Raw genomic sequence first — 12,377 nt, 5'->3', positions numbered from 1 at the left:
AGCTTTTTGTATATCATGTTTTTCACTATTATTTAGCTTTCTTACCTCTCTTACGTTTAATTTGTTTACCAAACTTATATGTAAAAGTATCAAGAATTTTGATTTGCTCTTCTTGAATATCAAGAGATTGAAGTATGTTATTAAAAAGGTCATAAGTAGCAAGTGTAAGAATAATGTCATTATCCAAACAGTAAAAATTACCTGGCAATTTTAAACTCCTAAAACTTTCTCTAAATATTCATAAGTTTCATCACTAAACTTATCCCAGTCTAACTTATCTACTAAATACTTATTAATAAGTATTTGTCCATTGGTTGATACTTCTAGTATATTTAAAGCAGCCATAGCTTGACGAAAACAATTTTTATTGTGCCATCCATAGTTAAGAATAATTGCATCTGCTTCGATACGCGGAAGTTTAGGAATGACAATTTTTATAACGTATTGAGTGAGGCGTTCAGCGTTTTGAAATTTGTGGTTTCCTAAGTAGTTATCATACTTATCTAATAATAATTGAACAGCAAATTGATTAGCTTGTTTTTCTTCATCATCGTTAGAATCAAATTCAAGACTTTCATCAATTAAAATGCCTTCTTTTAAATGTCCTAATGCTAAATGTCCCAATTCATGAGCTAAGTCAAAAGTAAATCTAGCCCTGTGTGTATTGTTTGCACTTAAAATAATTACGGGACAATTGGCTTGCCATTGAATAAATCCAGAGAATTTCTTAGTTTGTCTAGGAAACTTATTTACATATCCTACTGCTATTCCTTTACTCCAACAATAATCTAAAAGAGATTCTAAATTAACTGTTTTATAGTTACTTAAAATTTCTTCTCTAATAGTTTTGGCATCATTAGGTAACTTGAGACACTTAATATTAGTCCCATAAGAAATTAACTCAGCTACCCGACTAGCTAAGGTTGAAGCAACTTTAGGATGTTCTTTATTTTTACTATTATGTTGTTTAAATTGAGTATGAGGTAAAGGATTAAATTTAGCCTCTTGTTCAGGCATTAATAAGGATTTTAAGTCTATATTGAAATTGTCGGCTATGTAAGCAGCCCCTTCTAACACAGCAAAAGGTTTGTCATTAAGTTCATCACCCCACCAACTAGGTAAACCATATTCTCGTATATATTGTTTATTGAGTCCTAATGTAGCCAGTTTTTTATAGAGGGTTGACATAGTAAGGGTTTTTGTCATTTTCTTACCCTTCTGTTTGACCAATATGATTTTTTGTCAGATAGTATTAAATTACTATAGTAATATCCTTTTGTCACGAAAATTAATATTTTTTTCTCATAGTCTATCGTAAATATTCCGTAATGCCATTAGCGATCGCCTCGGCCATTTTTTTACGATAACTAGCACTGTTTAAATTACGATTATCTACGCTTCCGGTGACAAAACCCACCTCAACCAAGGCTGCTGGCATAGATGTTTTACGTAACACATAAAACCGTGCTTTTTTTACCCCGCGATTTCTAGACACGCTTACCCCTCGTAAAATATTACGATGAATACTCAAAGCAAGGCGATAACCAGAAGAAAAATAGTAAGTTTCCATACCATTCACCTGAGATTGATTACCTCCCACTGCGTTAGCATGGATGCTAACAAACACATTTGCATCACTATTTTCAGCCCGTTGCACCCTTCCCCTCAAAGACACAGAAGCATCACTAGAACGGGTCATAACCACGTTGAAGCCCCTTTGTTTCAAAATTCTGGCAACTTCTGCCGAAATGGACAAAACCACCCGTTTTTCCTGCAATCCTCCCAATCCGATCGCCCCAGGATCGCGCCCTCCGTGGCCCGGATCGATCACCACCGTGTACCGACCTCCTCCTCGATACACGGGACTGCTAGGGTTGGGTAAGGGGACAATAATGGCGACAGGTTCTTCTTCTGGAGGCAAAGAATAAACCGAATGGGGTTGAAAGTCCGACAACTGCACATACCAACGGTTAGGGCCTAAACTTCGCACCTTTACTTCCCAAGGCCGCATCGAATATTGTTGCCCCAATTCTACTACAATACGAGTAGTATAAGGATTAAACTGCCCAACCCGAACCTCTCTGACATAACTACTAATCTTATCTTGGGAAGTGCTTGGTTTTCCTAAGTTAACCCCAGGTAAATCTATAATGAGACGGGTAGGATTAGCAATCATAGAAGCTTTGGGGCGAACGCCTTCTTCTGTGACGATTTCAACGCGATTTTGACGAACATCAAAGTCCCAATATTCGAGATCATTCGCATCAACAGCAAGTCCTACGGCTTGAGAAACAAGCAGTCCCGCTAAAAGGCTTTTTAGTCGTTTCATGTTTCAATCCTCACCCACTTTTTTATTTTTTGTCACTTTAAAATTAGGTTATTCTCTGGTGACATCATGATTTTAGCAGGTGAAAGTTAGAATCCTGTTGTTTCAATAGGTGATAGAGAACAAGGAATAGCAAAACACTCAAATGTCAAAGATTGAATCCAATATGATTAATGATAAAAATCTTCAGACCTATTCAACCTCAGATGTAGTCAACTATTATCAATATCTGCAACAACTACAACCCGCAGAAGAAACTATCATTAAACTTCTTAAAAATAAATTATCAAATATGAAAATGCTTGATTTAGGGGTGGGAGGAGGACGAACCATACAACATTTTTTTCCTTTGGTTAAAGAGTATATTGGGGTTGATTATTCTGTGGATATGATTAAAGCTTGTCAACAAAGACTGAGTCAGTCTTATCCATCTATAAAGTTAATGGTAGGAGATGCTAGAAATTTAAGTCAATTTGATGATAATTATTTTGATTTTATTTTATTTAGTTTCAATGGTATTGATTATATATCCCATGAAGATAGACTAAAAGGTTTACAAGAAATTAAGCGCGTTGGAAAATCTGGGGGTTATTTCTTTTTTTCTAGTCATAATCTTCAAGCTATAGAAAAATTATTTAATTGGCGATGTCATTTTAGTTTAAATCCGTTTAAAACCTATGTTAATTTAGTGATGTTTGCTTTTTTGCGTGGGTTTAATTCTTCTATAAATTATCCAACTATCAAACAAAAGAATTATGCTATTTTAAGAGATGAATCCCATAACTTTCGCCTAAGAACTTATTATATTCGAGCCTCAGAACAAATTAAACAACTCGAACCATTATTTACAGATATTAAAGTTTTTTCTTGGAAAACTGGCTTACAATTGACTACAAAACAGGATATGATCTTTTGCAATGATATGTGGCTTTATTATCTCTGTCGTATCAAATAATAACTGGTCACTAATAACTGACTATTGACAATTCTTATAACTATATAAAATTACGGCATCTTTCTAAATTTCTGTGATAGTAATAAAAATACTCCTTTGAAATTGTATAGGAAGTTACGAAATATGGCTCTTCAACTCGGTGATACTGTACCTGATTTTACCCAAGAAACTAGCGAAGGTTCCATTTCTTTCCATGAATGGGCTGGAGACAGTTGGGTTGTTCTGTTTTCCCACCCTGCTGATTATACACCCGTTTGTACCACTGAATTAGGGACAGTCGCAAGTCTTAAACCAGAATTTGACAAACGCAACGTTAAAATTTTAGCTTTGAGCGTTGATAGTGTGGATTCTCATAAAGGTTGGATTAACGATATCAACGAAACCCAAAACACCAACGTTAACTATCCTATCATTGCTGATCCTGATCGCAAGGTAGCAGACTTATACGGGATGATTCATCCTAACTCCCTCAATAATCTCACTGTTCGTTCTGTCTTTATTATTGACCCTAACAAGAAATTACGCCTTAGCCTAACCTATCCTGCTAGTACCGGACGTAATTTTGATGAAATTTTACGAGTGATTGATTCTTTACAATTAACCGATTACCATCAAGTTGCCACTCCTGCTAACTGGAAAGATGGAGACGATTGTGTCGTTGTTCCCTCCATTTCCACAGACGAAGCAAAACAGAAGTTTCCCAAAGGAGTCACAGAAGTTAAACCCTATTTACGCATGACCCCTCAACCCAATAAATAGAATTGTTTTTGTTGGGAAATTTTGTCGGGGTCGACTATAGTTGACCCCTATCTTGTCTGATAATGCTTAATTCATAGCTGAAAACCCTTCCAGAGTTTGCTACGATTAAAGATCGGACTCGATTGTATCAACTAGGAGGTTGAAAATGTCTCGTAAATGTCAACTCACTGGAAAAAAAGCCAATAACGCTTTTGCTGTCTCCCACTCTCACCGTCGTACCAAAAAATTACAAGAAGCTAACTTACAATGGAAACGAGTATGGTGGCCCGAAGGAAACCGTTGGGTTAGATTACGTTTATCTACCAAAGCCATCAAAACCCTAGAAAAGAAAGGGTTGAATGCGATGGCGAAAGAAGCAGGAATTAACTTAAATAAAATGTAATCTTGAGATATATTAATTAAGGATCATTTAATAGGGGATTCAGTCTAGAAGTTTAGTAATTATTACTAAATTCCCCTATGATTCTTTGGTTAATTAACTTATCTAAATTATTTAGAACAATGAATAATTCAGACATTAAACTGCCTAACTTTTTAATCGTTGGTATTCAAAAAGCAGGAACCACGTCAGTTTATAATTATTTAAAACAACATCCTGAAGTTTATTTAAGTCCGGTTAAAGAAACTGACTTTTTAGAAAAAGACTGGGAAAAACTTATTGAACAAGGTCATCAATTTAAACCGAAAAAAATTGTTACTTTTGAGCAATATAAAAACCTCTTTAAAGGCGTAAAGAATGAGATAGCTATTGGAGAAATTTCTCCTAATTACCTATTTCATTATAAAACCTCGACAGAGTTAATTAAGCGTTATGTTCCTAACGCTAAATTAATTGCTATTTTGAGAAATCCTGTAGAGAGAGCCATCTCTGACTATTTAATGCACGTCAGGGAAGCTCAATCTAACACATCATTAAAAGAACAAATACAATATAAATCTGATAAATCTTTTGTCATTATTAAAGGTAAATATTATCAACCTGTTAAACACTATTTTGAACACTTCGGTCGAGAACAGGTTTCTATTTTTTTATATGATGATCTTCGTAAAAATTCTAAAAAATTTATACAAGATATCTATAAAATCATTGGAGTCGACCCTGATTTTGAACCCGATACCTCTCGAAAATTACAAGTAGCACAAGTGCCAAAAAATCAAGCAGTTAATAATCTTTTAGTTAGAAAAAATCCCATCCGTTCCTTATCAGCTAATTTACTTAAACCGCTTCTGTCAGAGAAAAAAAGGCAAAAACTCCGTTCTTTATTAATAGGAATGAACTCAAAATCAAAAGACGAAATAGACTCATTTGATGAAGAGAAGCAGCTACTTTTAAATCTATATCATGATGATATTCTCAAACTTCAAGACCTGATAGATAGAGATTTATCACCTTGGTTAACCATTTAAAATTTTTATGGATCTTTTAATATTATTTTGAACAGAATGAGTTATATTATGGATAAAAATATAGACTTTCATAACCTTTTAATAATTTGATCATGATAACTACGGAAACCCTATCAACTAAAACCTTAGAAACCTACTATTGGTATTGGCAAGGCCATCGCATCAAATATACAGTTCAAGGACAAGGAGAACCCTTATTATTAATTCATGGATTTGGTGCATCTATTGGCCATTGGCGTAACAACATTCCTCATTTAGCCCAGGGAAATTATTGCATCTATGCCTTAGATTTACTAGGATTTGGCGGTTCTGATAAACCTCAATTAAACTACACCGTAGAACTATGGCGGGATTTAATCAGGGATTTTTGGCAAGATCATATTAATAAACCGACCATTTTTATCGGTAACTCTATCGGTGGTTTATTAACCTTAATGATTTTGGCCGAATATCCCCACATTAGTAAAGGGGGTGTATTAATTAACTGTGCAGGAGGGTTAAATCATCGTCCCGATGAGTTGCATTTTCCTCTGCGAATGATTATGGGAACCTTTACTAAATTAGTCAATTCTTCTCTGACTGGACCCTTCATTTTTAACCGTATTCGTCAAAAACATCGTATTCGTCGCACCCTCTATCAAGTGTATTGCGATCGCAATGCAGTCACCGACGAATTAGTGGATCTCCTCTATGAACCCTCTTCTGATCCAGGAGCGCAGAAAGTGTTTGCTTCGGTGTTAACGGCCCCTCCCGGACCACACCCTCAAACGTTATTACCCAATATTGATCAACCCCTTTTAGTCTTATGGGGAACCGATGATCCTTGGACTCCCATTAAAGGATCAAAAATGTACCAAGAAAGAGCAAAAAACGGACAAAATACCACATTTTATCCTATCGAAAAAGCCGGTCATTGTCCTCATGACGAAAAACCCCAACAAGTTAACGAATTGATTTTAACTTGGCTGGAGTCTCTTAATTTTTGAATTAGGTAGGGTGGGCAATGCCCACCAACAAGGCTAAAAATTGTCACTAAAAGAATGCTTTTTAACTAATTTAACGAATTTTTTACTTTTGTCTGCTTTTGTAGAGTTACTCAAGCCATTGGCTAAGTAATTTTAATCAGGAGAACAAGCGATGACCCAAGTATTAACAAACCAACAAACATGGATAACTGGGACTCTGGCAAGTTTGCTATTAGGAACCAGTTTAGTCGGAATTCCTGTTAAAACCCAAGCAGAAGAACAAGTTGAGCAAGAGGAAGTTAAGCAAGAACAGGTATTGAGCGAAGAGGAACAGGTAGAACAAGCGCAAGCCAAAGCCTTGGAAATTATCACCAAGATGACCGAAGCACAACGCTCCTATTATGAAGAAAATGGGGAATTTCAGGTTGTTATTGATGAGATAGCCAAAGAAAATAACCTAACTTTGCCTTCTACCTTTAATTATGCCGTTCGCACCAGTTTTCAAGGGGCTTACATTTACGTTTTACCAGCTAAAACTCCCATCGCTAATCAACTCAAAGCCTATGTTGGGGGAGCTTTCATTAAGTCTCCTGAAAATGAAAAAGATAATGAAACTCAGAAAGGGGAAATCGTTACGATTATCTGTCAAACGACAGAAACAGGCCGTCGACGGCCAGCCGATCCCCAAGTCGCTAGAGCCAAGGAGTTAAACTCAACCAGCGAGCCATCCTTAAGCTGTGCGGATTCTACTGTACCCGTTGCCAATGAAAAAACTGATAACTAACTTCACCTCATTTGTACCATTCCAAAAACTGGCCTGATCTCAACTTTTAATAACTCAATCCCCAGAGACAATGAGTTAAAGTATTCAAGTTACGATCATGCCAGTGTCCCTAGAATCTATTAATACTAAACCCCCCATTACTCCACACACCATTCAACGGGCAAAAGAGGGGTTATCCGACGCTCAAAACCCCGTGATCACAAAAGCAATTCAACAGGGCTTAAATGACCTGGAAACGATGGCAGAAGGGACATTTCAACCGCCTATTAATGGTTGGTTTCGTCGTTTTGTTTTGCGATCGCTTATTCATAGTCTTTTTCGAGTCAAAGTAGAATACCCCCAACGCATCCCCCGTTGTCCCGTTATTTTAGTCGGGAACCATCTCAACCATATTGACCCTTTTTTATTGTTATCAGAATGCTTTGCTTCTCCCTATTTCCACATTTTGGGGGATGCTCGTACCCTTTATAATAAATGGTGGAAACGCTTTATCTTAGGGCTTTCAGGTGGAGTTATTCCCCTAGAACGTCGTTGGGGTCAAGAAACCGCTATCATTGAAGCAGCCGAAGCAGGACACGAAGATTTAAAGCCTTTGGCCAAAGCTATTGAAGAAAATGTGTCCTCTGGGGAATCTATCAAAACCTTACGTCAAATTAACAAGGCTGTACAAGTTATTTTAGAACAAGGACAGGGTTTAATGCTATTTCCTGAAGGTCGTCTAGGGACAACAGAAGGACAGTTAAGCCTTCCCCTCAAACGAGGAACTGCTATTTATGCGTTACGCAGTGGGGTTCCAGTGGTTCCTGTGGCTTTAGTTGGAACACAACATTTATATTACCGTAAAACCTTAACCCTTCGCTTTGGAGAACCTTTACACTTTCCTCAAGTTAAACATCCTAAACATAAGGATATTGATACCGTATTAAATGAGTTAGAAAATGCTTTTATTGAGTTACTACCTTCTCATTATCAAGAACCTGATGAATTGAAATTATTTTCGGAGTTTCTTAATCATTTTTTCTGTTAACTTATTTTTGAACGGGTTTCTCATATGTGTGAGAAATCCTAGAACTCAACTTTATGATAAATCTCAGAAAAATTCAAACTCATATCATTTAATTCTAAGTCAATTTGTTGATCTTCTTGGTGATACTCTTGGAATAACCATTGTTTGTTTCCTGTTTTAACAAATTTTTCTCCAGATATTTGAGTTTGACTAATTAATACATATTCTTTAAGGGTTTTAATAGTTCGATAAGCAGCAAATTTTCCCTCTTTATCGTAATTCTGAGTTGAAGGAGATAAAACTTCAATAATTAAACTAGGGTTGAGAATAGTATCTTTTCTATTTTCATAATAAATAGGTTCATCTTTAATGACCATAATATCAGGATAAGTGCAAATCCGTTTTTCTGGTATCCAAAGTCGAACATTTTCCACATAGACACGATAATCAAGTTTTTTGAAGGCAAAATGCAATTCAGCATAAATATTTCCTACAATTTGATTATGATTAATTGTTCCACCTGTCATGGGTATAATTTGTCCGTCGATGTACTCACTTTTAGATTCGGCTTTTTCTTCTTGCTTTAGATATTCTTCAATGGAAAAAGTTTTAATAACTGTTGCTTGCATGACAGATTAAAGGTTAACTCTAAACATCTGATGATTGTATTTTATCGTAATTTTTATGATTTGCGCATCACGGACTCGAAGAGGGACGAAGTAAGCGCGGATCTCTGATTCGAGGATATAAACGCTTTGTTCTGTAAAATGACAACATTTTATAATCTTTTTCTTTGATATTCAATTAATGCTTGTTTTATAGATGGGTTATTAGGATCACTGTAAGGAATACGGGTTATTTCTTCATAACCATACTCAGATAATTGTGATAATTCTTCTTCAGAAACTGGCCAAGGGGGACCATCAGGAATGTCTTCTATCTCTCGAAGACGAGTCACAACTAATAGGGTTCCTTTTGGTTTTAATAATGTTGCGATCGCTTCTATAACTTCTCTTCTAATACTAAGGGGTAATGCTTGAATCGTTCGGGATTCAAAAATTAGATCAAAGCTATTTTTCCAGCTATTATCTAATTTTAATAAATCAGCAACAAAGTAATTAACAGAACTATTATTAAACCGTTTTTTACACCATTCTATAGACGACGGTGCAATATCAAAAGCAGTTACATTAGCACCTTTTTCGGCTACAAGTTCACTGTCATCTCCTAAACCACAACCAATAACTAAAGCTTTTTTATTCGTTATATCTTTTGTTTTTAACCAATTTTCTAAACAAGGATGAGGTTGCATTTTTGCCCAAGGAATTTCTTCAGGGTTTCCTAGTGCGTCGGTGTACATAACCTCAAACCATCCTGTAAAATCCTCTTTTTTTTGATACTCTAAAGCTAAATTTTGAACCTTTTGGCGTAATTCATTCAGTTTTTCTTCATTCATGGTTTTTAATTAATAAGCTAAATAAGTTAGCGTAGAGCGAGCAAAAAATAGAAAGATTTTCAAAGCGTTTAAAATAGAGTTTTACTTTGCTCACCTTTCTATCATAAATCATAACTTCTCAATTTTAAATCTGACTTTATCCATTTTCTTATCGCTTTAGTCACTTCAACATCAAGGGGACGTTTCATAGCAGTAACAAAATCTTCGTCGGGGGTTCCCAGTCGTCGGAAACTATGATCTAACCCTGAAAAAATGTGAGTGGTTACTTGAGTATTTCCTGATTGTTTCAACGCTTCTTCTGCTAATAATGCTTCTGTATAAGGAGTATTATGATCTAATTCTCCGTGTAATAATAAAACAGGACATTTTATTTTGGATATAAACCCGAAAGGAGGATAATCAAAATGTTGTTTATAAAGAGGAAGATACAAATCTTTTGACCAAGTTTCGTCACCTAATCTTAAATAAGTTTCTCCTTGTTTAATTTTGTCGCATAATTCATCAGTTTTAACATAAACCCAATACATTAAAGGAAAAGTATTTTTAAAGTTATCAATTGCTTCTTGTTCCAATTTCCAAAAATTATCTCGTTGCCATTCAAAAATAGTTTCGATGTTATTATAAATTCCTCCTTGCCAAATATAAAAGGCTAAATCTAAATCCTCTGCTGCTAACATTAAAGCAATAACTGCACCTTCGCTTTGTCCTAAAATACCAATTCTATTATTATTAATCTCAGGCGAACTTTTTAACCATTTTATAGCTTCTCTAGCATCATCAACCAACCCAAATAAATCAACTGTATTAAAATTTCCTTCACTTTTACCGCAGCCTCTTTTATCATATCGAAAGGTAGCATAATCTAACTCTTGAAACAATTTTGCTTCATCTTTAAACAAATTTCTTTCAGGTAAAGCAGTAGGAAACCAGTCTTCTTTTGAGTTATCTAAATTACCGTCACGAGTTTGCGGAAACGATCCCCCAATAAACAAACAAACAGGAGGTTTGTTGATACCATCAGGTAAGGTTAATGTTCCTTGGATTTTAGTATTTTTTGAAGTAAAGTAAGCTAATTTTTCCATTATTTTATTTATATAACACTAACAAATTTTACTTGAATTTTAAACAAAATTAACTAAATTATCTTAGAAAAAGTATAATTTGAAGCTGATTGAAAATCTCTAATTTATAAACTAACCTAGATATTTCAATTATTTTCGTATATGGAGAGATTAACTAACTCAATTTCAAACCATTATCTCAATATTATTATATCTTTAAATTGTTAGAATATCTATTTTACTATTTTTAGTTTTATTATATAATATTAAGTAGCTATAATTTAACAGCATCTCTAAATCCTCTATTTCAAGAAATCTTATGACTCTGAAACATTTTGATAGCGAAAATAATAACCGTAAATTTGAATTACCTGGTGCTAAACCCCATTATAACCCTGATCGCTACGGACAAGTTAATCATATTTTCCTTGACTTAACCTTAGATATTCCCCATCAAAGCTTTACAGGAACTTGCGCTATTACCTTAACCCCTGTCCGTTCGGGTATTAATCAATTAATATTAGATGCGGTTGATTTAAACATCAATTCTGTTTTCATCAACACAGTGAGTCAACCTTTTGATTATGACAAAGAAAAATTAACAATTAACCTCTTACAACCGACCGAAGAAGCATCTATTACTATTCTTATTAATTATCAAGTAAAAAATCCTCAAAGAGGACTTTATTTTATCGCCCCAAATGAATATTATCCAGATAAACCGACTCAAGTTTGGACTCAAGGAGAAGATGAAGACTCACGGTTTTGGTTCCCTTGTTTTGACTATCCGGGACAGTTAGCAACCTCAGAAATTAAAGTTAAAGTTCCTAGCAATTTTATGGCCATATCTAATGGGGAATTAATTAATCAAGAAACCGTTGGAGATGAAACCATTTATCACTGGTCACAAAAACAGGTTCATCCTACCTATTTAATGACCTTAGCAGTAGGAGAATTTAGCGAAATAAAAGACAAATGGAAAAGCATTCCTGTTAATTATTATGTAGAAAAAGGAAAAGAAGAAGAAGCAAAGTTAAGCATGGGAAAAACCCCCCAAATGATTAACTATTTTTCGACAAAATTTGGCTATAAGTATCCCTATCCTAAATATGCTCAAGTTTGTGTTAGTGATTTCATCTTTGGAGGGATGGAGAATACCTCAACTACTCTTTTAACTGATCGCTGTTTACTAGATGAAAAAGCCCTAAAAGATCGACCCTTTACTGAAAGTTTAGTCGCCCATGAATTAGCCCATCAATGGTTTGGTGATTTAGTGGTAATTAAACATTGGTCACACGCTTGGATTAAAGAAGGAATGGCTTCTTATTCCGAGGTTTTATGGACAGAACACGAATATGGAAAAGATGACGCTGCTTACTATTTATTAAACGAAGCTAGAAGTTATTTAGAAGAAGATTCTTCCCGTTATCGTCGTCCCATTGTTACTAATATTTATCGAGAAGCCATTGAATTATACGATCGCCACTTATACGAAAAAGGGGCTTGTGTTTATCACATGATTCGAGGAATTTTAGGAGACGAATTATTTGATAAAGCCATTCATACTTTTGTTAATGAAAATGCTCACAAAACCGTAGAAACCATTGATTTATTAAGGGCAATTGAAACATCAACTGGCTATAACCTATTATTCCTTT

The 12,377-nt window shown here is 35.0% G+C and carries 13 protein-coding genes; 8 read left to right on the top strand and 5 right to left on the bottom strand.

The window, feature by feature from the left end; translation table 11 throughout:
* Positions 1 to 210: 210 nt before the first annotated feature.
* Positions 211 to 1,206 (bottom strand): ImmA/IrrE family metallo-endopeptidase, encoded by a 996-nt coding sequence (locus tag CY0110_RS26340; RefSeq protein WP_008278702.1) that lies wholly within the window; start codon positions 1,204 to 1,206, stop codon positions 211 to 213.
* Positions 1,207 to 1,309: 103 nt separating this feature from the next.
* On the bottom strand, positions 1,310 to 2,329 hold the full coding sequence (locus CY0110_RS26335; RefSeq protein WP_008278701.1) for an N-acetylmuramoyl-L-alanine amidase: 1,020 nt from the start codon (positions 2,327 to 2,329) through the stop codon (positions 1,310 to 1,312).
* Positions 2,330 to 2,471: 142 nt separating this feature from the next.
* Here CY0110_RS26335 and CY0110_RS26330 point away from each other — a divergent pair, with 142 nt between their 5' ends.
* The 7 genes from CY0110_RS26330 to CY0110_RS26300 all read left to right on the top strand — a co-directional run bounded on the left by CY0110_RS26330 (position 2,472) and on the right by CY0110_RS26300 (position 8,223).
* On the top strand, positions 2,472 to 3,281 hold the full coding sequence (locus CY0110_RS26330) for a class I SAM-dependent methyltransferase (RefSeq protein ID WP_008278700.1): 810 nt from the start codon (positions 2,472 to 2,474) through the stop codon (positions 3,279 to 3,281).
* Positions 3,282 to 3,404: 123 nt separating this feature from the next.
* Entirely contained in the window at positions 3,405 to 4,040 is a 636-nt protein-coding gene (locus CY0110_RS26325; protein WP_008278699.1) for a peroxiredoxin, read from the top strand.
* Positions 4,041 to 4,185: 145 nt separating this feature from the next.
* Positions 4,186 to 4,422: a 50S ribosomal protein L28 gene (gene rpmB / locus CY0110_RS26320; protein ID WP_008278698.1), complete on the top strand. Its 237-nt coding sequence runs from the start codon at positions 4,186 to 4,188 to the stop codon at positions 4,420 to 4,422.
* A 119-nt stretch (positions 4,423 to 4,541) separates the two neighbouring features.
* Positions 4,542 to 5,447 carry a sulfotransferase family protein gene (locus tag CY0110_RS26315; protein ID WP_035800782.1) on the top strand — a complete coding sequence of 302 codons (906 nt, stop codon included), beginning with the start codon at positions 4,542 to 4,544 and terminating at the stop codon, positions 5,445 to 5,447.
* 92 nt (positions 5,448 to 5,539) lie between these two features.
* Positions 5,540 to 6,433 (top strand): alpha/beta fold hydrolase, encoded by an 894-nt coding sequence (locus CY0110_RS26310; protein ID WP_008278696.1) that lies wholly within the window; start codon positions 5,540 to 5,542, stop codon positions 6,431 to 6,433.
* A 151-nt stretch (positions 6,434 to 6,584) separates the two neighbouring features.
* Positions 6,585 to 7,196 carry a type IV pilin-like G/H family protein gene (locus CY0110_RS26305; protein WP_008278695.1) on the top strand — a complete coding sequence of 204 codons (612 nt, stop codon included), beginning with the start codon at positions 6,585 to 6,587 and terminating at the stop codon, positions 7,194 to 7,196.
* 97 nt (positions 7,197 to 7,293) lie between these two features.
* A complete protein-coding gene (locus tag CY0110_RS26300) occupies positions 7,294 to 8,223 on the top strand; it encodes a lysophospholipid acyltransferase family protein (protein WP_008278694.1) in 930 nt (309 codons plus the stop codon).
* Positions 8,224 to 8,261: 38 nt separating this feature from the next.
* Here CY0110_RS26300 and CY0110_RS26295 read toward each other — a convergent pair whose 3' ends face one another.
* The 3 genes from CY0110_RS26295 to CY0110_RS26285 form a co-directional block, all read right to left on the bottom strand.
* Complete coding sequence (locus CY0110_RS26295) at positions 8,262 to 8,831, bottom strand: Uma2 family endonuclease (protein ID WP_008278693.1); 570 nt, start codon at positions 8,829 to 8,831, stop codon at positions 8,262 to 8,264.
* 149 nt (positions 8,832 to 8,980) lie between these two features.
* Positions 8,981 to 9,658 (bottom strand): class I SAM-dependent methyltransferase, encoded by a 678-nt coding sequence (locus CY0110_RS26290; RefSeq protein WP_008278692.1) that lies wholly within the window; start codon positions 9,656 to 9,658, stop codon positions 8,981 to 8,983.
* A gap of 101 nt (positions 9,659 to 9,759) precedes the next feature.
* A complete protein-coding gene (locus tag CY0110_RS26285) occupies positions 9,760 to 10,740 on the bottom strand; it encodes an alpha/beta hydrolase family protein (protein ID WP_008278691.1) in 981 nt (326 codons plus the stop codon).
* Between the two features lie 298 nt (positions 10,741 to 11,038).
* On the opposite strand from CY0110_RS26285, the gene CY0110_RS26280 reads away from it, so the two are divergent.
* Positions 11,039 to 12,377: M1 family metallopeptidase (locus tag CY0110_RS26280; RefSeq protein ID WP_008278690.1), on the top strand; the 1,339-nt coding region annotated here is incomplete at its 3' end.

Source organism: Crocosphaera chwakensis CCY0110 (assembly GCF_000169335.1).
GTDB classification, from domain to species: domain Bacteria; phylum Cyanobacteriota; class Cyanobacteriia; order Cyanobacteriales; family Microcystaceae; genus Crocosphaera; species Crocosphaera chwakensis.
Note: the sequence above shows the minus strand (reverse complement) of the source record. Positions and strands in the feature narration are given on the sequence as shown.